General features: G+C 34.9%; 25 protein-coding genes, 1 pseudogene and 2 riboswitches. Of the genes and pseudogenes, 11 read left to right on the top strand and 15 right to left on the bottom strand.

What is annotated here, in order from left to right; translation table 11 throughout:
* Positions 1–436: 436 nt before the first annotated feature.
* The 3 genes from DN393_RS07765 (at position 437) to DN393_RS07755 (ending at position 2,278) form a co-directional block, all read left to right on the top strand.
* Entirely contained in the window at positions 437–781 is a 345-nt protein-coding gene (locus DN393_RS07765) for a helix-turn-helix domain-containing protein (protein WP_149173401.1), read from the top strand.
* A 250-nt stretch (positions 782–1,031) separates the two neighbouring features.
* On the top strand, positions 1,032–1,520 hold the full coding sequence (locus DN393_RS07760; protein ID WP_149173400.1) for an excalibur calcium-binding domain-containing protein: 489 nt from the start codon (positions 1,032–1,034) through the stop codon (positions 1,518–1,520).
* A gap of 56 nt (positions 1,521–1,576) precedes the next feature.
* On the top strand, positions 1,577–2,278 hold the full coding sequence (locus tag DN393_RS07755; protein WP_149173399.1) for a class D sortase: 702 nt from the start codon (positions 1,577–1,579) through the stop codon (positions 2,276–2,278).
* A gap of 48 nt (positions 2,279–2,326) precedes the next feature.
* Here DN393_RS07755 and DN393_RS31460 read toward each other — a convergent pair whose 3' ends face one another.
* Positions 2,327–2,476, bottom strand: coding sequence for a hypothetical protein (locus DN393_RS31460; RefSeq protein WP_179958500.1), 150 nt, complete (start codon positions 2,474–2,476; stop codon positions 2,327–2,329).
* Between the two features lie 178 nt (positions 2,477–2,654).
* On the opposite strand from DN393_RS31460, the gene DN393_RS07750 reads away from it, so the two are divergent.
* Entirely contained in the window at positions 2,655–3,824 is a 1,170-nt protein-coding gene (locus DN393_RS07750; RefSeq protein WP_149173398.1) for a site-specific integrase, read from the top strand.
* A gap of 142 nt (positions 3,825–3,966) precedes the next feature.
* Here the strand turns inward: DN393_RS07750 and DN393_RS31890 are convergent.
* From DN393_RS31890 to comGA, 6 genes and pseudogenes are all read right to left on the bottom strand, one after another.
* Positions 3,967–4,155, bottom strand: a pseudogene (locus tag DN393_RS31890) (pilus assembly FimT family protein); the annotation flags it as partial.
* Positions 4,125–4,427, bottom strand: a complete 303-nt coding sequence (comGE, locus tag DN393_RS07740) for a competence type IV pilus minor pilin ComGE (RefSeq protein WP_064474807.1) — start codon at positions 4,425–4,427, stop codon at positions 4,125–4,127. The pseudogene DN393_RS31890 and the gene comGE, both read right to left, overlap by 31 nt.
* Complete coding sequence (gene comGD, locus DN393_RS07735) at positions 4,420–4,875, bottom strand: comG operon protein ComGD (RefSeq protein WP_064474806.1); 456 nt, start codon at positions 4,873–4,875, stop codon at positions 4,420–4,422. The genes comGE and comGD overlap by 8 nt, the downstream gene beginning before the upstream one ends.
* Positions 4,872–5,171, bottom strand: a complete 300-nt coding sequence (comGC, locus tag DN393_RS07730) for a competence type IV pilus major pilin ComGC (protein WP_001178693.1) — start codon at positions 5,169–5,171, stop codon at positions 4,872–4,874. Before comGC ends, comGD begins: the two co-directional genes overlap by 4 nt.
* A gap of 11 nt (positions 5,172–5,182) precedes the next feature.
* Positions 5,183–6,214 (bottom strand): competence type IV pilus assembly protein ComGB, encoded by a 1,032-nt coding sequence (comGB, locus tag DN393_RS07725; RefSeq protein WP_088048114.1) that lies wholly within the window; start codon positions 6,212–6,214, stop codon positions 5,183–5,185.
* On the bottom strand, positions 6,207–7,250 hold the full coding sequence (comGA, locus tag DN393_RS07720; RefSeq protein WP_064474804.1) for a competence type IV pilus ATPase ComGA: 1,044 nt from the start codon (positions 7,248–7,250) through the stop codon (positions 6,207–6,209). The genes comGB and comGA overlap by 8 nt, the downstream gene beginning before the upstream one ends.
* Positions 7,251–7,455: 205 nt before the next feature.
* Between comGA and DN393_RS07715 the strand changes: the two genes are divergently transcribed.
* From DN393_RS07715 to DN393_RS07705, 3 genes are all read left to right on the top strand, one after another.
* Positions 7,456–8,151, top strand: coding sequence for a helix-turn-helix transcriptional regulator (locus tag DN393_RS07715; RefSeq protein WP_000434122.1), 696 nt, complete (start codon positions 7,456–7,458; stop codon positions 8,149–8,151).
* 125 nt (positions 8,152–8,276) lie between these two features.
* Positions 8,277–8,519, top strand: a complete 243-nt coding sequence (locus DN393_RS07710) for a DUF2626 domain-containing protein (RefSeq protein ID WP_000440714.1) — start codon at positions 8,277–8,279, stop codon at positions 8,517–8,519.
* Positions 8,520–8,625: 106 nt separating this feature from the next.
* Positions 8,626–10,020, top strand: a complete 1,395-nt coding sequence (locus tag DN393_RS07705) for an L-cystine transporter (RefSeq protein WP_048562307.1) — start codon at positions 8,626–8,628, stop codon at positions 10,018–10,020.
* Between the two features lie 207 nt (positions 10,021–10,227).
* Here DN393_RS07705 and DN393_RS07700 read toward each other — a convergent pair whose 3' ends face one another.
* Positions 10,228–10,635, bottom strand: coding sequence for a hypothetical protein (locus DN393_RS07700; RefSeq protein WP_064474803.1), 408 nt, complete (start codon positions 10,633–10,635; stop codon positions 10,228–10,230).
* Between the two features lie 98 nt (positions 10,636–10,733).
* A complete protein-coding gene (locus DN393_RS07695) occupies positions 10,734–10,949 on the bottom strand; it encodes a DUF3912 family protein (RefSeq protein ID WP_064474802.1) in 216 nt (71 codons plus the stop codon).
* A 254-nt stretch (positions 10,950–11,203) separates the two neighbouring features.
* Here DN393_RS07695 and DN393_RS07690 point away from each other — a divergent pair, with 254 nt between their 5' ends.
* On the top strand, positions 11,204–11,515 hold the full coding sequence (locus DN393_RS07690; protein WP_001093232.1) for a hypothetical protein: 312 nt from the start codon (positions 11,204–11,206) through the stop codon (positions 11,513–11,515).
* Between the two features lie 40 nt (positions 11,516–11,555).
* Here the strand turns inward: DN393_RS07690 and DN393_RS07685 are convergent, their stop codons facing one another.
* The 6 genes from DN393_RS07685 to DN393_RS07660 all read right to left on the bottom strand — a co-directional run bounded on the left by DN393_RS07685 (position 11,556) and on the right by DN393_RS07660 (position 19,257).
* Entirely contained in the window at positions 11,556–12,044 is a 489-nt protein-coding gene (locus DN393_RS07685; protein ID WP_064474801.1) for a hypothetical protein, read from the bottom strand.
* A 79-nt stretch (positions 12,045–12,123) separates the two neighbouring features.
* Positions 12,124–12,498, bottom strand: a complete 375-nt coding sequence (locus tag DN393_RS07680) for a nucleoside 2-deoxyribosyltransferase (protein WP_064474800.1) — start codon at positions 12,496–12,498, stop codon at positions 12,124–12,126.
* 94 nt (positions 12,499–12,592) lie between these two features.
* Positions 12,593–12,853 (bottom strand): DUF3966 domain-containing protein, encoded by a 261-nt coding sequence (locus DN393_RS07675; protein ID WP_000817963.1) that lies wholly within the window; start codon positions 12,851–12,853, stop codon positions 12,593–12,595.
* A 96-nt stretch (positions 12,854–12,949) separates the two neighbouring features.
* On the bottom strand, positions 12,950–14,008 hold the full coding sequence (gene murG, locus DN393_RS07670) for an undecaprenyldiphospho-muramoylpentapeptide beta-N-acetylglucosaminyltransferase (RefSeq protein ID WP_064474799.1): 1,059 nt from the start codon (positions 14,006–14,008) through the stop codon (positions 12,950–12,952).
* 18 nt (positions 14,009–14,026) lie between these two features.
* Positions 14,027–17,425, bottom strand: a complete 3,399-nt coding sequence (gene metH, locus DN393_RS07665; RefSeq protein ID WP_088048112.1) for a methionine synthase — start codon at positions 17,423–17,425, stop codon at positions 14,027–14,029.
* Entirely contained in the window at positions 17,425–19,257 is a 1,833-nt protein-coding gene (locus DN393_RS07660; RefSeq protein WP_088048111.1) for a bifunctional homocysteine S-methyltransferase/methylenetetrahydrofolate reductase, read from the bottom strand. The genes metH and DN393_RS07660 overlap by 1 nt, the downstream gene beginning before the upstream one ends.
* Before the next feature lie 71 nt (positions 19,258–19,328).
* A riboswitch (SAM riboswitch) is annotated at positions 19,329–19,438 on the bottom strand.
* Between the two features lie 203 nt (positions 19,439–19,641).
* Positions 19,642–19,751, top strand: a riboswitch (SAM riboswitch).
* 94 nt (positions 19,752–19,845) lie between these two features.
* Between DN393_RS07660 and metI the strand changes: the two genes are divergently transcribed.
* From metI to DN393_RS07645, 3 genes are all read left to right on the top strand, one after another.
* Positions 19,846–20,958 carry a cystathionine gamma-synthase/O-acetylhomoserine thiolyase gene (metI, locus tag DN393_RS07655; protein WP_088048110.1) on the top strand — a complete coding sequence of 371 codons (1,113 nt, stop codon included), beginning with the start codon at positions 19,846–19,848 and terminating at the stop codon, positions 20,956–20,958.
* The gene (metC, locus tag DN393_RS07650; RefSeq protein ID WP_149173396.1) at positions 20,955–22,118 is read left to right on the top strand and encodes a cystathionine beta-lyase; all 1,164 of its coding nucleotides are present in this window, start codon (positions 20,955–20,957) and stop codon (positions 22,116–22,118) included. The genes metI and metC overlap by 4 nt, the downstream gene beginning before the upstream one ends.
* Before the next feature lie 162 nt (positions 22,119–22,280).
* Positions 22,281–22,793, top strand: a complete 513-nt coding sequence (locus tag DN393_RS07645) for a cysteine hydrolase family protein (protein WP_000379163.1) — start codon at positions 22,281–22,283, stop codon at positions 22,791–22,793.
* Positions 22,794–22,985 lie beyond the last annotated feature (192 nt).

The raw sequence follows: 22,985 nt of genomic DNA, 5'->3' as shown, positions 1-22,985 counted from the left end.
AAAACGCGTCACTACATTCAAATGATGTGTTATAATTTATGTAAGACTTGCAGTAAGTGTTTTCCCTAGCTGGATTAGGGAAAGCGGTGTAAGAGTGTTAGCGCACTACTTATACACGCTGTGAGTCTTTTTTACGTCCGTATATTTATTTATTTTCATAATAACACAAATTTCCCAAAATTCGGTCATGTAGTTATCTGATTTTTATTGAGAAAGTCGAGAAACCGTGGTAAAACAACGTTTCTTATGTTCTTAAGAATAAGATATGCAATTTTGCATGTACTTGTATGAAATTCCATATCAATATTTTACCATAAAACCGAACTTTTGTTCTATTATATTTTGTAATTAAAATAGATTTACTATCAATATAACATAAATGACAATAAATCTATCATTTATAGTATATCAATATGTCTATAATTATACTTGTACTATGAAGACATTTAGTGAAACTTTAAAAACGTTAAGAAAAAGTCGTTCGTTAAGGCAAGAAGATTTAGCTCTTGAACTAAACCTAAGTAGAAGTCAAATAAACAACTACGAAAATGGTTTTTCAGAGCCTGATCTCACTACATTATTTCACCTCGCTTCCTATTTCAATGTAACACTAGATGTGCTTACAGGTCGCATTGATAATTCGGATGATGAAATGTTACATAATACCTTGATTGGTGTTCAGAAAACATATGGGGTGTTATCTGAAACACAAAGAAAAAACTTCTGCAAGCAACTAGATTATTATGTACGTTTCCTTGGTGAGAATAATGAAATACTATGATTTGATTTCATCATAAAAGAAATCATTTCCAATTTCAAATTGTAAAATTTTCTTCTTTTTACAATTTGAGCAAGAGGGCTGAATAGCTCTCTTTTTTTATTTGACTAAATATAAAAGTGTAAAAATCAATAATTCCCTATCATCGTGTGAAAATCTTACATTTATCAACAAATTATTATTGTATTTTCAGTTTTCAGAATGTAAAATATTCCAATGTAAGCATATACCATTTAAGGGGATGAAGGATTTCATGAAAAAACTATTAGCATCAGCTACAGCATTCACACTATTAACAGTTGGGTATAGTTCCGCTGCATTTGCAGCCAAAAGCCCTAATGACACAAAAAACTGTGGACATTTTAAAAATCAACAAGAGGCTCAAGCTTTTTGGGATCAAAACGGATATGCTGTTGGAAATGATCCAAATCGTTTAGACAATGATAAAGATGGCATTCCATGTGAAGATTATAAGTATCAAACAAGTACAAATACTACAACAGACAATAAAGAAACTGCTAAACCTCAAGAACAAACTAAGCAGGAAAATATACAACAAAATAACCAAGTAACCAATAATAACCAACAATCTAAACAAACAGCTGTAACAGCTGAAACAAAAAAACAAGGCGAAAAATTACCTAATACAGCATCTAACGGTGTTACAATGATGCTTGCAAGTGCTGCTTTAGTATTAGTAGGTTCAATCCTTGTATTCCGTCGTAAAAAAACGAATGTCTAAACTAATACCTAAAACGGCAGGAATATTCCTGTCGTTTTTAATGTGGAGTGATACTCTTGAAAAAACTTGAATGGTTGGGAGTTTTATTAATTACTATAGGCTCTTTTGCTTTTGTTTATTACTTTATAGATTGGTATGATGCAAGAAAAACTGTTGAGTCCTTAACAAGTACTGAAATTCAGCAATATAAAAATATAGAAGCTGTCACTAATGAGAAAAAAGATGTCAACAACGAAGCAAACAAAGAACAATCCCAACATACTCTACCACATCAAGAATCGAATCTTACAAACACTATTGAACCATTACCGGAATCACAAAAACAGATTCCAGCTTCTCAAGTTCAACATCAAATGGGAGAACAAATCGCTTACATGGTTATACCGAAAATCAAACAAAAATATCAAGTTTATTGGGGCGCTGATGCCAAAACTTTAAAAAAAGGAGTAGGAATGTTTGTTAGTGATATTACGACCGCTCCTTCTGGTAATGGACATACTGTTTTAAGCGGACATCGTGACACAGTATTTACTAAATTGGGGGATTTACAAGAAAATGACTATATTTTACTTGAATATGATAAAAAAATATACATCTACCAAATTCAAAAACACTGGATTACAGGGGCAGATGATCGTACTGTGATTATCAAAAAAAATACACCCACATTAACATTAACTACCTGTTATCCATTTAACTATATTGGGGATGCCCCTAATAGGTACATAATTGAAGCTTCTTTAGTTTCTATACAATAAAATACTGATTTTTTCTCAAAAAAGACACTTAAAAAGTGTCTTTTTTTATTATATCCCTGTTCCAGGTCCAAATAACTTTTGCTTACCAATTCCGCCACCTGGTCCATATAATAATGACGATCCTCCTGGATCAGTCATTCCATGCCCTCCCGGATCAGCCATTCTATGACCACCTGGTTCTTCAGTAAAACTCTCCATCTTTCCATTCCCCTTTCTTATTTTGAATACATAATCATTTTAGCACACACGTTCTACATGTGTAAGTTTTTCTTTTACAATAATTAGGTTATCGTGCTATGATTCAAATTAAGTTCAGTGATAACATATCCCATAATAAATTACTAACATGAAATATACATAAAGAGGAGGAATTTTAATGGCAACGTTCAGAAAGCGGGGCAAAAAATGGGAATATCGTATTCGATATGTGGACAAGACTACAGGTAAAAAAAGAGAGATTAGCAAAGGTGGATTTGATTCAAAAAAAGAAGCAACCTTCCATGCTAATGAACGAGAGCGTCAATTATTTCACGGAATGGATGCAAACACCAAAAAAACTCTATTAAGCGAGTATTTAATAGAGTGGCTAGAGACTTATAAAAAGGGAAAAGTGGGGCAAAGCACTTATATTCTTCATAAGAGCAATATTAATAAACACATCATCCCGTATTTTCAAAACATCAAATTGGCTGATATAAATAAAATAGAATACCAAAAATTTATTAATCATCTTATAAACAAAGATTATTCAAAACGTACAGTTAAAATTATTCATTCAACAATGTCTAATTCAATAAAACGTGCTATAGATTTAGAATTGATTTACAAAGATTTTACCAACGGAATTCTAATTGCTGCTGATCGTTTCAACCAGCATTCAAAAAAAGAAAATTACTTAACAAAAGAACAAGTAACAAAATTATTGAATGCGGCTCATAAGGATAAAATACTATACTATACATTCATTTATACCTTAGTAGAAACTGGTATGCGTAAAGGTGAAGCAACAGCATTAGAATGGGATACGAATATTGATTTAGATAACAAAATGATTCATATTGATAGAACTATAAACTATTACGCTTATACTCCTATAGGACAGAAAAATAACAAAGATTTAATTGGTAAAACAAAAACTTATGATTCAGTACGTTCAATTACTATTTCAGATAGACTTGTTACTGTGCTTAAAACATTTAAAACATATCAAAATGAGTGCAAATTAAAACTAGGCGCTAAGTATGATAAAACTTTTGATTTTGTATTCACGACTACAGGTAAGCCATTAACAAAATCAACATTAAAAAATGTTTTAGATCGTATTCTAAAAAATGCTGAACTACATCAAATTAGTGTTCATGGATTAAGGCATACTCATGCTGTACTTCTTTTGGAAGCTGGAGTTGAAATGAAGTATATACAAGAAAGATTAGGACATAAAAGTATCGAAATTACTTCTGATATTTATTCACATGTCACACCTAAAGTAATCCAAAATGAACAAAGCAAATATGAGGCTTATGTGGGGCAAGAATTTATCCTTTAGAAAAAAGCGGGGCAAAAGCGGGGCGTTTGAGATTTATAATACAAATACCCTTCATTTCAAACACGAATAGAAACCCGATAAACCCTTACGTATCAACGGGTTTCAGATTCACCGAGATTACAATAAAGACAAGTGAAACTATCAATTGTCTTTGTCCTATAAACACATCCCATTCCCAATTATTTAATCCTTTTGATTGGTTGTTTTCTATTCCAATAAAATTCAAACGTGGTAAGAGTAAAAAGAACAGTGATAACAGAAAAAAACATACGATCATTTCTATTAATGTAAACCCAACTTCTAATTTATTTTTTCTCCTGCATAAAAGCATTGTTCCATCATTCTTCCTTTCACATCTTTCCACATAGCACAAACTTCATTTCCTCCCCAATATGTGTAATATACATTTCCGTTTACGTCTTTTTCTTTCTGTTGTTTCGCCCCATTCTCATACATATATAAAGCTGCTTCCCTTTTTAATAATACAAATGCTTTATAACGAATTTGTATGTTTTTTCGTTCTTGCATCATCAATACTGTTTGCGGAAGTAGTAAAAATACTGCCATCATTACTATACTTAATGCTACAAGCATCTCAGCCATCACTGACCCTTTTTGACATTTCACGATACGTAAATCTCCCTCTTCCAAGTTGAAATACAATCTCATATTTATAACTTCGATACGAAAGTAAAATCGTTCCACCTCTATTAATATTTCCACTCGGATTATATGTCATCGGATTAGGAAAAGTATTCAAATCAATTTGTACATCGCTATCATATTCTCTTTTAATGATAGAAAGATTCGTACTCGAATCCCCTATATAATACGTATGTCTATCTTTATGCCATCGTAATGTATAGTGTTTTTGACGGTTTATCGCTAATTGTTGCATATACAAAATATCATTTGAAAACTGTCTTAAAAATTGTTCCACTTTTTGTTTTTCATGTAATGAATGTACGTTAAAATACGTGACCATACTTAGTACAGAAATTGCAAATAGAACGAGTAGCATTTCTAAAAGAGTAAAACCTTTTTGCTTCACAGTTTCCCAGTTGTTACTGTGCCATCATTTGAAATATGAATGGATTCACCATTCGGACACTCATCAGCTGTAATATATTTTTCATCCCTTAGCTCTTTTAGCGAGGGTATTTTATTATGTTGTAAATGGTATGCTTGTATTTGAGCTTCTATAGATTTCACATAGGCTTTACATCCTTTTCCTTCGACGGATGAACGCTGTGTAACTACATTCGGAATAATTAATAGTAATAATACAGTTATGACGACCATAACTAATAACATTTCTAAAAGGGTAAACCCTTCTTCATTCTGCATGTAAATGCCTCCTAAATAGAATTCATCATTTGAAACATTGGCATAATCATCGCTAAATACATAAGAACGACTATTCCTCCAATACACGTAAATAAAATTGGTTGAATGATCACTAACATACGTTTAACTTTTTGCTCCATTTTTTCCATAATAAGATCGCTATAGTCACCTAATTCAATCGCCAAATTACCGTTTGCTTGTCCATGCGTAATAATATAAGAAAGTTCTTCCTCATAATATCCGCTTTTAGCAATAATAGATTGCAACGGTTCTCCCGCAATTAATTGACGTTCAATTCGGCCCGCTTCATATTGAAAAAACGGATGATAATGTTGCTCCATCATTATTGTTAGAGCCTCAAGTACTGATAGTCCGCCGTGTAATAAACCGCTCAATTGAGTGGCGAAATAATGTGAATGCTTTAAAATAAGAAATTTTTTTACGAGGGGGATACAAAGCTTAATTTTTACCTGCTTCATATGCGGGAGTTTTTGAAAGTAAAATATATATACACTACAGCCAATCATAACGATAAAAATAGTGCTAAAAATAAGATAGGGTAGTAGCTTAATTGCACTTAATATTTGTTCTGTAAATAACGGTGCTGTGGAACCAAACGAACTATATACCATGTCGACCTGTGGTAATAAAATGCGATTAAAAATCAAAATCATGATTAGTAAAAAGAGCGCCAAAAACATAGGATACTGCATTATTTTGATCATATCTTTCCTATACTTATCCTTTTTATAAAGAAGTGCGCTCCCTTGTTGCAATGCAAAAGAAATATCACCATGTTTCTCGGCATAAAATAAATAACTTAACATCTCCTGATGAAACTTTAATTGATGAAAAGAATCGTGTAGACTTTTTCCATCTTTTAATCCATCAATCATATGCTGCAATTGTACTTTCTTTTCTAAAGGTAATTGAAACCGCAAAAATTCTAGTGCCTGCAAAAGAGAGTACCCTTTCTCTAATAATTCTCCTAATCGTTTCAGTAATACTACTTGATCACTTAAACTCCATGTTTTCTTAAACATAAACATCTTCTTCTAAAAATCCTAAGGCGTATCCTTTACGTAACGAAGATTCTAATGTTTCATGCTTGTACGTAACACATTCTCCGTTCGCTCCTTTAATCGCTTGTTTTAACTCATATCCATATAACAACTCATAAATGCTCGCTTGCCTTACTTGCCGCATTGATTTACATAAAACAGAGCAGTTTCCTCTGCAAAACGGGCACTTCAATTCGACAAGTCGCTGTGCAGCTACAGCCAATAAAGATTGTTCAATCTCTTGCCTCGTTATGCCATAATCCATAAATCGTAGTATCGCTCCTTTCGCGTCACTAGTATGCAATGTCGTCATTACTAAATGGCCAGTCAAACTTGCTCTTACAGCTATTTTTGCGGTTTCTTCATCACGGATTTCACCGACTAAAATAATATCTGGGTCATGACGTAAAATAGCCTTTAATCCCGTCTCATATGTGATACCTGCTTTTTCATTTATTTGAATTTGTAATACATCATCATTTCTTTTTTCAACCGGATCTTCAAGTGTAATGATGCGACGTGTTTTCTTTTTTCTAATCGCCTCTAATAATGCATACATTGTTGTTGTCTTGCCAGAACCAGTCGGTCCAGTAAATACGAGTAACCCATGTGAATAGTGTAAAAAAGAGAGTATTTTTTTCGCTGTACTTGGAAATAACGAAAGATGAGATAACGGCTGAATAGATGCTTGTAAATGAAGACGAATAACGAGACTTTCTTGATATACGGTTGGAAGCGTGGAAAGGCGTAAATACACTTCTTGTCCATCCATTTGTAAATACAGTGAACCATTTTGTGGCTTCCGTCTCTCCCCTATATCCATGGATGCTAAAAATTTAAAGTGTGAAACAAGTTTTTCTCCAAATTCCTTTTCGATACAGTGTTTCGTCATTAAATCTTTTCCTATACGCAGTTGAACCGCTACATCCTTCTTCCGGGGCACAATATGTAAATCCGAAGCTTGTACCCTGCACGCCTCTTTCAAAATCATATTCGCAAAAATTTCAATTCCATTCATCATTTTTCCCTCCCCACTATGTATATAGCATGAAAAAACAGATAAGAAAAATCGATAATTTTGTATTTTCACCAGAGAAAAAAGGGAAAATATGTTTGTGAAATTATGAACAATTTCCGAATTATTGTCTGAAATTACCTATATGGAAGTTTATCTGTATTATAATGTTATTATCTTGGATAAAGTGATAAAGGTGGAGATCCTCATGGAACAAGCTTTAAAAATTACAGGCGTATTATCTGACCCAACTCGTTATTACATTTATAAATATATTTCTCAAAAACATAGTTACGTAACTGTACAAGAAATTGCAGATGAGTTTGACATTCATCCGAACGTAGCGCGTTTACATTTATCTAAATTAGAAGATGTTCATATGCTGAAATCGGAAACGAAGAAAACTGGAAAAGGCGGAAGACCAAGCAGATTATATGTATTATCTGAAGATGTAATTCAATTGCAATTTCCATTCCGTGATTATCAATTGTTAGCAAGAATCGCATTTAATTCTTTACTTAGCCTTGGCGCTGCTGGTGAAAAGGCGCTATACGAAACAGGAAAACAATTCGGGGCCGAGTTAATGCAACAACATATGCAGCGTTTACATGTGAATGAAGATGCTTTAACAGTAGAGCAAAAAGTTCAAATTGCAAAAGAAGCTTTCTCAACAGCTGGCTTATCACCTGCTTTTGAATTAAGTGCAGATGGAACGAAAATTTTCTACGATGTACACAATTGTCCATTTAAAGAGGTTGCTGTTCATCACCCAACTGAAATTTGTAATATGCACGGGGATATGATGAAAGGGATTTTCGAAATCCTATTCCCTAACACGGAATTAACTCGAAACGATAGTCTACTAGATGGATGTAAATCTTGTAATTATAAACTAACAATTTAATTTCTCATATAAAAAGAAGCCAATTATAATTGGCTTCTTTTTATATGAACGAATATTTACAATAGTAAGAAAAATAAACTATAATGAGGAGAGGTTTACTTTTTTTAGAAAAGGAGGGAGATGGCATGGAGCGCATGTTTCGCGTTCTCGGCTTTTGGACTGGAATTTTCTCGGTTATGTTTTACGTAGGGGATATGCATTCGACCGCACTACTATTTTTAGGACAAACAGGTTTCTTCGTACTTTTAAGCTATTTAAATTTAACAGAGCGTATGTATATATACGTATTCGGGGCATATTTAACTGTTTTCTTCATAGGATTTACATACTACACGACGTTTTTACTTGTCCCTGGAGCTGGACATTAAAGATGGCATTTTGCCATCTTTTTTTTAATTCCGCAATTCCCTAGTTGACTTATAGGTTTTATTACCTTATATTCTATATAACAGATTGGAATTAGGGGGAATCAACATGAATACACTGCTTGTCGGAATTAACGTTGCAGTCATGCTCATCTTAGTTGGCGTATTATATTATATGCAACGTAAGCATGTATCTTTTAATAAACGTGTATTTACTGCTTTAGGAGTCGGCATTATATTCGGTCTTATATTACAATTTATTTATGAGCCAACTTCTAAAGTAATTATTGAATCAAATACTTGGTTTAGCTTGATCGGTAACGGTTATGTGAAATTACTTCAAATGATTGTTATGCCACTTATTTTAGTATCTATTATTTCCGCATTTACAAAATTACAGTTAACGAAAAACCTTGGTAAAATTAGTGGTCTTATTATCGGAATTTTAATTCTTACTACAGGAATCGCTGCAGCTGTCGGTATCGCTGCAAGTGCAGGATTTGATGTATCAGCAACAGGCTTACAACAAGGTGATGCAGAATCCGCTCGTCTGAAGTTAGTTGAAGAAAGATTTACTTCTATTGAAAAAACAACAATTCCAGATAAATTATTAGAGCTGTTGCCTACAAATCCGTTTCTTGATTTAACAGGTGCTCGTCCAACATCAACAATTTCTGTTGTAATATTTGCAGCCTTTATCGGTATCGCCTTTATAGGGGTAAAACGAAAATATCCAGAACAAGCAGAACTATTTAAGAAAATGCTTGATGCTGTATATGCAATCGTAATGCGTATGGTAACATTAATTTTACGTCTTACTCCATATGGCGTATTAGCTCTTATGGCAAAAACAGTTGCTGGTAGCGACATAAATGCTATTTTAAAACTTGGTAACTTCGTATTAGCGTCTTACGTGGCACTTATCGTAATGTTCGTTATCCACTTATTATTAATTGCTCTATCTGGTTTAAATCCAATTCAATATTTAAAAAAGGTGTTCCCTGTATTAACATTTGCATTCACATCTCGCTCTAGTGCTGGTGCAATGCCATTAAATATTGAAGCGCAAAAAGAAAAGCTTGGTATTTCCGAAGGGATTGCAAACTTTGCAGCATCATTTGGAGTATCTATCGGACAAAACGGTTGCGCAGGTATTTATCCAGCAATGCTTGCAATGATGGTCGCTCCAACTGTAGGAATCGATCCATTACAACCACAATTTATTTTAACTTTAATCGCTGTCGTTGCTATTAGCTCATTCGGTGTTGCCGGTGTTGGTGGCGGTGCAACATTCGCAGCGTTAATCGTACTATCTACAATGAACTTACCAATTGGTATTGTCGCTCTTGTTATCTCAGTTGAACCATTAATCGATATGGGTCGTACAGCTCTTAACGTAAGTGGTTCTATGACAGCAGGTCTTATTTCTAGTAAATGGCTTGGTGAATTAGATCAAGATACGTACAATCAAGATGATACAAAAACTGGTGAAATTGCTTCATAATAAAAAGGACGCTAACAAAAACTGTTAGCGTCCTTTTTTAGTTCTTTCCATCTTCCTCTTTGTCTTTTATACATAAGGCATAACATATTGTTTCAAACACTATGTATAAAGCTCTACAAATTACTTCAACCATGGCAAAACATCACCTGTATATTATTACGTATAGATATAATGAAATAATACCATTTTTCATTTTTTTAATAACTATTATTCCTCATCTGCAAACTGTAAAAACTCTTCCAACCGCTCCTTTAACTCCTCCTCTATCTCACAATAAGATTCACCAACAAGTTCACCACTTAACTTACTTCCCCAAAACCTTATTTGAAGCGTTACTCCTAAAAAATAACTACAACATTCCCAGATAGGAACTGTATAAAATTCAATCATCTTTCCTTCTTCATCTAATACAGCTATCGAAATCGATGAAGAATATCCTGTTTCAAAAGGATTTTCTTTATCTCTGATCAGTTCTATAAATAATTCCATGTTTTTTTCTATGTACAAATGTGAATAATCTTTAAAAAGTTTAAATGATATTCTCTCTATTTCCTTCTCCATACACTGAATTTTCTCTTTTAACTCCAATGTAAAATCTTGTTCTTTATACTTCATTCTCGCCTCCTAAAACACTGAAAAAGAGAATACCAATCTCGTATTCTCTCATTCTTATGCTGCTACAATTATTTTTATTATCTCACAGCCCGTCCTTCTTACAAATAACCATTTTGTTCGCACCATTTATGAAATTGTCCTACGTCTACTCCAACTAACACGATATCCTTTAGCTCTACATCAATGATTTGTTCTCCAATTACAATAGCAAACTGCGCTTCTAATTTTGTCTCGCTGTTCTTTACAATTCCAATTCGGTTCCGATGCGGTCCATCTTTTATATATGCTTTTTGTCCTACAATATCAAAGTTCAAGTCTCTCACCTCTTTTATTGCGCTTAAATTTGAAATACGAACTCAAATTCGGAAAATTCCCTTTCCTTGCACTATTTCTCTATATATATGACGAAACAATAAAAGAGTCCTCCCTTCTTTACAATTATTTTTTCTTTGTTTCATTTTTGTGATTGAAACGTAAAGTTTATAATAAAATACACTTGGAAGCGCTTTCTATGTAATTTTTTGTGTTATAATATATAAGTAGAACTTCGCAAAGAGGGTTAAAAAAAATGAATACAAAAATGATTAAAAAAGTAATTGACGCATTAAAAGTATATGGCTTTCAGAATGTATCATTCTGTGACAAAACGAAACAATTTTTATTTCATAACGAAATGGATATTATGAGCGGCTATGCAGAAATAACATATAGTAGTCAATTTGAAAAATTCAACGTACAAATTCATCCGATTGAAACACATCACCAAGCAGAGTTACAAGAGGTTGAAAGACATATACAGGCCTGTATAAGAAAAGTGGAATATTTAAACGCACTTCTTAGCGGACAAACAAAACTAGATGACAAAATTATTATAATGTAAAAAAAAGAACGTGAGGATATCACGTTCTTTTTTTTTCACATTATACGTTCATCTTTCCCTTCAGTTGTAATCCTGTAATGGATTCTAATACATCCATTGCTTCTCCAAATGTCATATCAAAAATTGTCTTATCTTCTATGTATGGAAATTGTCTAAAGCGTTTTTCTAACGTTTTCACGGCGTCTGACGTAAAGTGTACGCTATCAATGCCAAATTCTGTTTCAAGAAGAACAATCCAATCTAACACATGAAAACCTAATCCATTTACGAATGAAATAAGTTTTTCTTCTGGCTGTGAAGATAAGAATACGTGTCGTTCCATCTCATCGAAAAGTTCTTCACCTAAAACTTCTGCTAATTCATCATCATGTTCGCGTTCAATAATCTCTTCATATCCGTAATCATCCACAAGCTCTTCTACTTCTTCACTATCCTCACAAAGCAATTGACTAAGAACGGCCTCTTTCTTAAATTCACTATTTTGTACAACTTCTAAAAAGCTCGTTTCCCATCCATTTTCTAATTTCATATTATATACTCCTTTATATACGTTTCTTATCATCACTGTACCCAAAAGATCACTTTTATAACCTTTTAGGTCGTTACTATTATTTCACATGATTCATAACATAAGATGCAAATGCAGTTGCATCTCCTTCAAAAATATTTATTTCTGGCAAATGATAGAACGTTGTTTGAAGCGGGTTTCTTTCATGATATACATATATCTTTTTCTCTAGCGCAATCGCCATTCCAAACTCTGTATGGCTCCCGTTTCCGCCATCTAACATAAGTAAAAAGACATCCGCTTCTTTAATAGCATTCTTTTCTGCCTGACCAATCTCTCTTAATTGATCTTGATTCACTGCTCTTTCGTTTCTTGTCCAATCATATGTATGGTGCCATCCTGCATGTTTCAGTTCATTTGCTATAGAACGTACAAGATGTTTATTTTGGAATCCTGAGGCGACATAAAAATTCATTTATATACACTCCTTCATTATGTACGGGAAACTCCTTTTAGCGTTACTTGCTATAAACATAATAAAGAACGACTTCAAAAAAAAATGCCCATCTTTAAAACTTATTTGCGTTTAAATGATGGGATTCTTCATGCTCTTCTTTTATTTTTTTCTTTTTATAACTTTCATCAGCTAACATTTCTAGTTCAGCTGTTATTTCTGATTTTTCAAGCTCTCTTTCTTGCGAAAATTTCCTTGAAATATAAACAATAACACTACCAACGTACAACACAAAGCATATAATAAGTGCAGTATTTTCATAGAGACTTAGCTCCAACACAGTCACTCCTAATCCATTCGTATTTTCACGCTTCATTAATTGGAATTTCCCTACTAATCCATTTGCTATTGTAACATAAAAATATCAATCCTTGGAATCTTTCACCCTATTAAAAAAGACATGATTGTTTCATCATGCCTCTGAAATATGTTGAATGATTGTTTGAATTGCTTCTTTTCCATTATATTTTTTTAGAGCTGTTTTATACATCTCATTATTTTGATTTAATTCTTCGACATGCTTTATAAGAGATTTCACAGTCACATCTTCTTCATACAATACGGAAGCATATCCTTGTCTTTCAAAAGACTCTGCATTTAGTATTTGATCTCCACGGCTTGCAAATTTCGATAGCGGAATTAAAACCATCGGCTTTTGCAATGTTAAAAACTCAAAAATGGCATTAGAGCCCGCACGTGAAATAACAAAATCTGTTATCGCTAATATGTCTGGCAGCTCTCCATGTATATATTCAAATTGTCTATATCCTTCTTGATTTTGTAAGCTTTCATCAAGATTATCTTTTCCACAAAGATGAACAATTTGATACTTTTTCAGAAGTTCTGGTAACGCTTCTCGAACAGTTTCATTAATTTTCTTTGCGCCCAAACTTCCTCCCATAATTGTAATAACTGGCTTTTTACGTGAAAAACCTAAAAACACTAAACCTTTTTCATGATTTCCCTTTAGCACGTCTTCACGTACAGGAGATCCTGTATAGATTACTTTTTCTTTCGGTAAATGTTTCGCAGCTTCTTCAAATGTAACAAATATTTTCGAAGCAAAACGGAGCGCAATTTTGTTTGCTAGTCCTGGCGTCATATCAGATTCATGTAATAAAACAGGGACTCTATTTAGCCATCCTCCAATTACGACTGGTACAGATACGAAACCACCTTTTGAAAAAATCACATCCGGTTTTAGTTTTCGAATCCTTACATAGGCATCCATAACACCCTTCATTACAAGAAAAGGATCTTTTATATTTTTCAAATCAAAATAACGACGTAGCTTTCCGCTTGCAATACTATAGTACGGAATGCCTTCCTTTTCTATAATTGTTTTCTCAATTCCTTGATGAGAACCGATATAAGAGATATCCCAATTCTGTTCTTGTAAATGTGGAATGATGGCTAAATTAGGTGTTACATGCCCTGCCGAACCGCCACCTGTAAAGACTATTTTCTTCATACGTCTCCCCCTTCTACACTATAATACACTAAAATATCTTGCCTCAGGGTGAGAAAATACCATAGCCGTTACAGATGCTTCTGGTTCCATCATAAATCCTTCCGTTAATGAAATACCTATTTCTTCTGGATGAATAAGGCGAAATAACTTTTCTTGATCCGCAAGTTCTGGACATGCTGGATAACCGAAGGACACGCGTATCCCTCTATATTTCGTACGGAAGCGTTCTTCCATCTTCAGTTCTGGTGAATCTGGAATGCCCCAGCGATCACGAATGAGCATATGTGTTTTTTCAGCAAGTCCTTCTGCTAGTTCAAGCGCTAACGATTGAATAGCATGACTGCGTAAATAATCACCCTTCGCCTTCCACTCTTCAGCAATGTCCCGAACGCCTTCCCCAACCGTAACAGATAGGAAAGCAACATAGTCCATCTCATCTCCAACTGGTCGTACATAATCACCTAAAGTACGATATGGTGCTTTTCCTTGTCTTGGGAATGTGAAACGCTCTATAACACGCGTATGATCTTCTGGATCATATATTACAATGTTTTGTCCGTCACTTTGCGCTGGGAAAAATTGATACACCGCTTTCGGTTTTAACCAAGATTGTCCTTCCTGCAATAATTCATCTATTAAATCATTTAATTCATGTGCTTTCTTATCTCCCTCTCGCAAAAGCTTCTTCACATTTCCTTTTAATCCAAGGTGATGTCCAAGTAGCATTTGTCTATTTAAAAATGGAGCGAGGTGTGCAACTGGAATATCACGTAATACAATTCGCTTTGTTGAATCAGGTATCATAACCTCAGCCTTCGGTAATGGTTCAATTACTGCTGGAATTTCTACTTTCTTCTCCTCTTTTTTTACGATATGAAGATGACGCTCTTTTTTATCTTGTTTCATCTTCTCGCGCTCTTCTTCTTTTTGAAGCTTATTAATAATATCAAGCCCGGTCATCGCATCACTCGCATAGCATACGAGCCCTGTATATGATGGTGAAATACGATTATCTGTAAACTTTCTCGTTAATGCTGCCCCGCCTACAACGATTGGAATATCAATATTTGCCGCTTTTAAATCTTCAGCAGTCGTTACCATTTGTTGCGCTGATTTTACTAATAAACCAGAAAGGCCAATAATGTCAGGCTTCTTTTCTTGTACTTCTTGTACGATTCGATCCGAGCGAACATTGATTCCTAAATTAATAATCTCATATCCGTTATTCGATAAAATAATTTCAACGAGGTTTTTCCCAATATCATGTACGTCACCTTTAACAGTTGCTAATAATACTTTCCCTTTTTTCGCACTCTCGCTAGATTCCATATGTGGCTCTAAATAGCTTACGGCAGCTTTCATACTTTCAGCACTTTGCAATACTTCGGCAACGATAAGCTCATTATTATTAAATAATCGTCCCACCTCATCCATTCCTGTCATAAGTGGGCCATTAATAATATCCAAAGGTTTTCTTCCTTCTGTAAGTGCGAGGCTTAAATCTTCTTGTAGCCCTTGTTTCGTACCTTCAACAATGTAATTTGCCAACCTTTCATCAAGAGTTAATGTTTCTTGGATAACGACATCTTTCTTTTTTGCCGCGCGATAAAAGTTTGTAAATTCTTCTAACGTCTCTTGCGTCGTTTCAAAAAGTAATGCATCTGCAAGACGTTTTTCTTCCTCTGGAATTGACGCATACCGTTCTAATTTTTCCGTATTCACAATCGCGTAATCTAATCCTGCTTTCGTTGCATGATATAAAAAGACGGAATTTAATACTTCGCGGCCAGCTGGTGGTAAACCAAATGATATGTTACTTACACCTAAAATCGTTAAACACTCTGGTAATGCTTCTTTAATAAGGCGAATTCCTTCTATCGTCGCTGCCGCTGAACCAATATATTCTTCATCACCTGTACCTACAGGAAATACAAGTGCATCAAAAATAATATCTGACGGGCGTATACCATATTTCGTCGTCAATAACTCATAACTTCTTTTCGCGATTTCGAGTTTTCGTTCTGCACTAACCGCCATACCATCTTCATCAATTGTTCCTACAACAATAGCAGCACCATATTTCTGAAGAAGCGGCGTCACTTTTTTAAATCGTTCTTCTCCATCTTCTAAATTAATTGAGTTAATAACAGCTTTTCCTTGAATATAAGTAAGAGCTCGCTCCATCACATTTTCATCTGTTGAATCAATCATAATCGGTACTTTTAACACTTTCGTAACTTCTGCCAAGAAGTTTTCCATATCTTCTATTTCATCGCGATCAGGGTCTGCCATACAAATATCAATAATATGAGCATTTTTCTTCACTTGCGCTCTTGCGACTTCAGCAGCCTCTTCAAATTTCCCTTCTGCTACTAATCGTTTAAATTTACGTGACCCAATAACGTTTGTTCTTTCACCAACAAATAATGGTCTCATAGAGTCATCATATTGAAGTGCCTCTAATCCACTAACCCCGTGTCCAGCTCTTTCGTGGTGTTCACGCGGCTTAAGAGAAGCTAACGCGGATTTCATCGCTTTTATATGTTCTGGTTTTGTGCCACAACAACCACCGATAATATTAACCCATCCTTCTTCAGCAAATCGCTTCACTTTTTCAGCGAGAGAAGATGGAGATTCATGATAATGTCCATCTTCATCAGGAAGACCTGCATTTGGATAACAAGAAATGTAACACTCCGACAAATCAGATAGTGAACGAATATGGTCTCTCATAAACTCCGGACCAGTCGCACAGTTTAATCCAACAGATAATGGCTTCATATGTTCTATCGATAAGTAAAAAGCCTCAATTGTTTGCCCAGCCAGAGTCGTTCCCATCGGTTCGATCGTTCCCGAAATCATAATAGGGACAATTTTATTTAGCTCGTCAAAAGCTGCTTGAATTCCAATATAAGCAGCCTTCACGTTACGCATATCTTGACTCGTCTCAACGAGTAATACATCTACGTCGCCATTCAATAAACCTCTCGCCTGCCGTGTATAGGCTTCAATTAATTCTCCGAACGTCACACCACCTGTAACACTAATCGCTTTCGTTGTTGGTCCCATTGCTCCCGCAACATATACTTCCTTCCCGCTTTCTTTGACCGCTTGCTTCGCTAAACGTGCTGCCTTCTCATTTAATTCCTCATCTAAATGAGACAACTCATAATCACTTAATACGATATTCGTCGCCCCAAATGTATTTGTTTCAATAATATCCGCTCCAGCTTCAACATAAGCTTTATGAATCTTTAAAATGACATCAGGCCTTGTTTCTACTAAATATTCATTACAGCCTTCGTACTCTTCTCCTCCGAAATCTTCCGCAGTTAAGTCCTCTTGCTGGATCATTGTTCCCATTGCACCATCTAATATTAAGATGTTATTTTGTAATTTTTCTTCTATACATTTCATCAGTTAATACCTTCTTTCACTTCTTGCTTTTCTCTCACATATTTAACAAGATGTTCTGTAATTTCATATTTTAGAAATGGTGTAATAAGATAAATGCCGTTAAAATACTTCATCGCCGCATCAATTAATTCTTGTGAAATGAGAATTCCTTCCTCAATTGCTGCCTCTTTCGTTTCATGTCCATCCATTCTCTCCCTTATTTCTTCAGGTAGAGTAATACCCGGTACCTCAAAATGAAGGAAATCTGCATTCCTTTTACTTATTAATGGCATAATCCCAATAAAAATAGGTTGTTCCAAATGCTTTGTCGCTTCATACACTTCTTCAATTAACGCGATATCATAAATTGGCTGCGTTAAGAAATATTCCGCTCCAGCATCTATTTTCCGTTCCATTCGCTTAACCGCTGCTTTTAAATGTCTTACATGCGGATTAAACGCACCTCCCACTGAAAACCTTGTTGCTGGACCTATTGATTTCCCTAAAATCGAGCGCCCGTCGTTCATTTCTTTAATCATTTTAATGAGCTCAATAGAGGACAAATCATATACAGAAGTGGCACCTGGAAAATCACCGACGCGTGCTGGATCCCCAGTTAAAGCTAACACTTCTTCCATGCCTAACGCTGATAGGCCTAGTAAATGAGATTGTAGTCCGATGACGTTATGGTCTCTACACGTTAAGTGCGTCAATACCGGAATATCGTGCTTCGTTAATAATGCCCCCATTGCCATATTCGAGATGCGAGGCGATGCTAATGAATTATCTGCTAGAGTAATAGCATCTGCACCAGCCCTTTTCAATGCTCTTGCTCCTTCAAAAAATCGCTGCGTATCTAACGTTTTCGGTGGATCTAATTCCACTACTACTGTCGTTTGTTTTTTTGCTTTCTCTGCTAAAGTGACATGAGCTTTCGAACGTTTCTCATGTGTATGAACTACTTTCGGTCTTTGAATCGTATCCTTTTCTATTACAGGCGTAACATTTAGAGTAGCACGTTTCATACTTTCGATATGTTCTGGAGTAGTGCCACAACAACCACCCAATAACCGAATACCTTGCTCAATAAATTTCGGTGTCATCGCTTCGAAATAAGCCGGACTTCCCTCATATACGTAGCGTCCCTCCACATAATTCGGGAGACCTGCATTTGGATATGCTGACAAGTAGCCATTTTGAGGAATCGATATCATTTTAAAAGCTTCCGTCATGTGAAGTGGCCCTAGTTGGCAGTTCAATCCAACGACATTTGCACCGTAATCTAAAAGCTGTTTTAATATTTCATTTACATCATTTCCATTTTGAGTCGTACCTGCCTCATGTAATGCTAATTGAGCTACAATTGGAATATTCGTTTGTTTTCGTAACACCTGAACAGCATGAAGTAATTCAAACTCATCATAGAAAGTCTCTAATAGCAGTCCATCAACCTGTTCTTCTAGTAATGCACTTGCCTGTTCCAGTAACATAAATTCTCGCTCCATATCAGTTGTCGTAACAGCTCCAATATGTTTCATACCGCCAATTGTTCCTAAAATTGCATTTCTGTCTGTAACAGATGCTTTCGCCAGTTTTACTGCGGCTCTATTAATTTCAGTAACTTGATTTTCTAAACCATACATACGTAATTTCGCCTCATTTGCTCCGTACGTATTTGTTTGAATCACATCTGCCCCAGCAGCTACATATTGTTTATGAATCGATATAATTAAATCTGGATCAGATATATTTAATTCTTCAAAACTACTTTGCAAACCATGTGAATGTAATAACGTTCCAACCGCACCATCACCTATTACAATTCCTTTTGATAATAAATCTAGTAATTTCACAAATCTCCCTCATTTCTATCAATATAAAAAACCCCCTCTTCACTTTGAAGAGGGGGACATAATCGTTCCTCCTCTTATTATGCAAAACATTCGTTTTGCAGGTATTAGCACCGTTTCAAACATTTCGTTTGAAGGTTGCCGGGTTTCACAGGGCCTTTCCCTCCACCGCTCTCAATAAGAGTTTGTCTTTATTATTTTATTTATGTAGCTAAAAGGAAATACGTTCCCCTTTTAACAATGTTTGTTAATTTTTTAATAAATTTAGCATGCACAAATTCAAAAGTCAATGACACTTGCGGAAAAATAAAAATTATTTAAAATAAAGTTGCAATTCAATTATCTTTTGTTGTAAAGTTAAAAACATAATAAAATTTCATACGAACATTCTTATCTAGAGAGGTAGAGGGACTGGCCCTATGACGCCTCAGCAACCATTAACATTTGTTAATAAGGTGCTAATTCCAGCAAATTGTGAAAGATTTGACAGATGAGAAGAAGACTCTATTCAAACCGAAAGCCTTCTTCTTTAGAAGGCTTTTTTTATTTTACATTCACTTAATTGTTAATTTAAAAAGGAGGAATTTTCACATGTCAACTATTGAAACAAAACTAGCACAAATCGGAAACCGGAGCGAAACTACAACAGGAACTGTTAACCCACCTGTTTATTTTTCAACTGCTTATCGTCACGAAGGAATTGGTAACTCTACTGGCTTTGACTATTCACGAACTGGCAATCCAACTCGCGGTCTTTTAGAGCAGGCAATTGCAGATTTAGAGTACGGTGAACAAGGTTATGCCTGTAGTTCAGGGATGGCAGCTGTTCTCCTCGTCCTTTCCCTATTCCGTTCTGGAGACGAACTTATTGTATCTGAAGATTTATACGGGGGCACTTATCGATTATTTTCTGAGCACGAAAAAAAGTGGAATGTTCGATGTAGATACGTAAATACACAATCTATTAAACAAATTGAGCAAGCTATCACAACTGAAACGAAAGCTATTTTCATAGAAACTCCAACTAATCCGTTAATGCAAGTTACTGATATTGCCGCTGTCGCAACTGTAGCGAAAAGACACGGACTCCTTCTTATTGTAGACAACACATTCTATACGCCTTATATACAGCAGCCATTAACAGAAGGTGCCGACATTGTACTTCATAGCGCAACGAAATATTTAGGGGGACATAACGATGTCCTAAGCGGACTTGTCGTTGCAAAAGGAAAGGAACTTTGTGAGGAAATCGCTCATTATCATAATGCCTCTGGTGCGGTCTTAAGTCCATTTGACTCATGGCTATTAATTCGTGGTATGAAAACGTTAGCGCTTCGTATGAGACAACATGAAGAAAATGCAAAAGCAGTTGTTGCTTATTTAAATGACGCTGACGGAGTGACAGATGTATTTTATCCTGGAAGAGGCGGCATGATCTCATTTCGTCTGAAAGATGAAACATGGATCAATCCATTCTTACAATCTTTATCCTTAATTACATTCGCTGAAAGTCTTGGTGGTGTTGAAAGTTTAATGACGTATCCAGCAACGCAAACACACGCTGATATTCCTGAAGAAATCAGAACAGCAAACGGTGTATGTAATCGTCTTCTACGATTTTCCGTTGGCATTGAAAATAGTAACGATTTAATTCAAGACTTAAAGCAAGCCATTAAACTTGTAAAAGAAGGTGTAAGAATATGAGTTATTCTATAGATACACTCTTACTGCACAACCAATATAAACATGACTCGCAAACAGGAGCTGTTAACGTTCCCATCTATAATACATCAACATTCCACCAGTTTGATGTAGATACGTTCGGAAAATATGACTATAGTCGCTCTGGTAATCCAACTCGTGAAGCTCTTGAAGATATCATTGCTTTATTAGAAGGAGGAACAAAGGGATTTGCCTTCGCATCAGGAATTGCAGCGATTTCTACTGCATTCCTCCTTCTTTCACAAGGCGATCACGTACTCATTTCAGAAGACGTATACGGAGGAACTTACCGAATTATAACTGAAGTGCTCTCCCGTTACGGTGTGTCACATACATTTGTTGATATGACAAATTTAGAAGAAATAAAGCAAAACATTAAGCCAAACACAAAACTCTTTTATGTGGAAACACCCTCTAATCCACTTTTAAAAGTGACAGATATTCGTGCTGTTTCTAAACTTGCAAAATCTATTGCTGCCCTTACTTTTGTTGATAATACATTTTTGACACCACTATTCCAGAAACCACTTGATCTTGGCGCCGATGTCGTTCTTCACAGTGCCACAAAATTCATTGCCGGTCATAGTGATGTTACTGCCGGATTAGCGGTTGTAAAAGATGCCGAACTCGCTCAAAAACTTGGATTTTTACAAAATGCATTCGGCGCTATTTTAGGTCCTCAAGATTGTTCTCTCGTACTTCGCGGTCTAAAAACATTGCATGTACGTCTTGAGCATTCAGCTGCAAACACCAATAAAATTGCACACTATTTACAAGAGCACGCTAAAGTTAAAAACGTCTATTATCCTGGCTTACAAACACATCTTGGATTTAATATTCAACAATCTCAAGCTACATCAGCCGGAGCTGTCCTATCTTTCACTTTACAATCAGAAGACGCACTCCGCCAATTTTTATCAAAAGTAAAATTACCTGTCTTTGCAGTTAGTTTAGGAGCTGTCGAATCGATTCTTTCCTACCCAGCTAAAATGTCACATGCAGCACTGTCGCAAGAAGCTCGTGATGAAAGAGGGATTTCTAATTCATTACTTCGGTTATCCGTCGGTCTTGAAAATGTTGACGATTTAATATCCGATTTTGAAAATGCCCTTTCTTATGTAGAAGAACCTGTAAATGCATAGAACGAACAGAAGGTATGAAATTAAGTTTTCATATCTTCTGTTTTATGCCGTTACGTATATTTTTTACTTTTCGTATAGTTCATAAAAAAAACGAAAGAGCACCATCTATTTCTAAATAATGAATTAATTGATATATTAAGAAGTAAAAAAGGGGCAAAAATAATGGATACTTGTGCAGATGTTTTAATCGTTATCGATTTACAAAATGGAGTATGTTATAGCGAAGAGCATTTATTTGATTTACAAAATTTACTTACAAAAGTAAATAAAAGAATTTCTTCATACAGAAAATCAAATAAACCAATCATTTTTATTCAACATTGTGATGATGATTTAGTACCCGAAAAAGAACTTTGGGCTATTCATGCTGATCTAGATGTTCAGGAACAAGATTTTTTTGTAAGAAAAACACATGCCAATTCATTTTATAAAACAAACTTGAAAGAGATTTTAGAACAATTATCTGTACACCGTATTGAATTTTGTGGCGCCCAAACAGAGTACTGTATGGATGCTACGATTAAATTTTCCCATGGACTAGAATACGAAAACTTCATGGTACAGAAAGCAACCTCTACGTTAAATAATCCATTTATGTCCGCAAAAGAGACAATTGATTTTTATGAGAACATATGGAACCGCAGATTTTTAAAGCTGATAAAAGATGAACTCTAGAATATATAACTAATGTCTTGGTAATTCTAAAATTTATCAGCTATACTCAAATGTTTTGTTATCACCATAAAGATGCTGACTACATTCAGCTTCTTTTCTTTTAACCTGTTTTATATTCTATATATAACATTATAATTCCTTTTTCTTATTATTTTAAAAATTTTGTATATTCATTTGAAAGAATAAGAAAAT

The organism is Bacillus sp. BPN334 (assembly GCF_008368885.1).
Lineage (GTDB): Bacteria > Bacillota > Bacilli > Bacillales > Bacillaceae_G > Bacillus_A > Bacillus_A wiedmannii.
Note: the sequence above shows the minus strand (reverse complement) of the source record. Positions and strands in the feature narration are given on the sequence as shown.

What these genes read in the sequence shown, in the direction of transcription:
- DN393_RS07765 (WP_149173401.1), top strand. Translation starts at nt 437, where the DNA reads ATGAAGACATTTAGTGAAACTTTAAAAACGTTAAGAAAAAGTCGTTCG.
- DN393_RS07760 (WP_149173400.1), top strand. Translation starts at nt 1,032, where the DNA reads ATGAAAAAACTATTAGCATCAGCTACAGCATTCACACTATTAACAGTT.
- DN393_RS31460 (WP_179958500.1), bottom strand. Translation starts at nt 2,476, where the DNA reads ATGGAGAGTTTTACTGAAGAACCAGGTGGTCATAGAATGGCTGATCCG.
- DN393_RS07750 (WP_149173398.1), top strand. Translation starts at nt 2,655, where the DNA reads ATGGCAACGTTCAGAAAGCGGGGCAAAAAATGGGAATATCGTATTCGA.
- comGE (WP_064474807.1), bottom strand. Translation starts at nt 4,427, where the DNA reads ATGGCTGAGATGCTTGTAGCATTAAGTATAGTAATGATGGCAGTATTT.
- comGC (WP_001178693.1), bottom strand. Translation starts at nt 5,171, where the DNA reads ATGCAGAATGAAGAAGGGTTTACCCTTTTAGAAATGTTATTAGTTATG.
- comGB (WP_088048114.1), bottom strand. Translation starts at nt 6,214, where the DNA reads ATGTTTAAGAAAACATGGAGTTTAAGTGATCAAGTAGTATTACTGAAA.
- comGA (WP_064474804.1), bottom strand. Translation starts at nt 7,250, where the DNA reads ATGAATGGAATTGAAATTTTTGCGAATATGATTTTGAAAGAGGCGTGC.
- DN393_RS07715 (WP_000434122.1), top strand. Translation starts at nt 7,456, where the DNA reads ATGGAACAAGCTTTAAAAATTACAGGCGTATTATCTGACCCAACTCGT.
- DN393_RS07710 (WP_000440714.1), top strand. Translation starts at nt 8,277, where the DNA reads ATGGAGCGCATGTTTCGCGTTCTCGGCTTTTGGACTGGAATTTTCTCG.
- DN393_RS07705 (WP_048562307.1), top strand. Translation starts at nt 8,626, where the DNA reads ATGAATACACTGCTTGTCGGAATTAACGTTGCAGTCATGCTCATCTTA.
- DN393_RS07700 (WP_064474803.1), bottom strand. Translation starts at nt 10,635, where the DNA reads ATGAAGTATAAAGAACAAGATTTTACATTGGAGTTAAAAGAGAAAATT.
- DN393_RS07690 (WP_001093232.1), top strand. Translation starts at nt 11,204, where the DNA reads ATGAATACAAAAATGATTAAAAAAGTAATTGACGCATTAAAAGTATAT.
- DN393_RS07685 (WP_064474801.1), bottom strand. Translation starts at nt 12,044, where the DNA reads ATGAAATTAGAAAATGGATGGGAAACGAGCTTTTTAGAAGTTGTACAA.
- DN393_RS07680 (WP_064474800.1), bottom strand. Translation starts at nt 12,498, where the DNA reads ATGAATTTTTATGTCGCCTCAGGATTCCAAAATAAACATCTTGTACGT.
- DN393_RS07675 (WP_000817963.1), bottom strand. Translation starts at nt 12,853, where the DNA reads ATGAAGCGTGAAAATACGAATGGATTAGGAGTGACTGTGTTGGAGCTA.
- murG (WP_064474799.1), bottom strand. Translation starts at nt 14,008, where the DNA reads ATGAAGAAAATAGTCTTTACAGGTGGCGGTTCGGCAGGGCATGTAACA.
- metH (WP_088048112.1), bottom strand. Translation starts at nt 17,425, where the DNA reads ATGAAATGTATAGAAGAAAAATTACAAAATAACATCTTAATATTAGAT.
- metI (WP_088048110.1), top strand. Translation starts at nt 19,846, where the DNA reads ATGTCAACTATTGAAACAAAACTAGCACAAATCGGAAACCGGAGCGAA.
- metC (WP_149173396.1), top strand. Translation starts at nt 20,955, where the DNA reads ATGAGTTATTCTATAGATACACTCTTACTGCACAACCAATATAAACAT.
- DN393_RS07645 (WP_000379163.1), top strand. Translation starts at nt 22,281, where the DNA reads ATGGATACTTGTGCAGATGTTTTAATCGTTATCGATTTACAAAATGGA.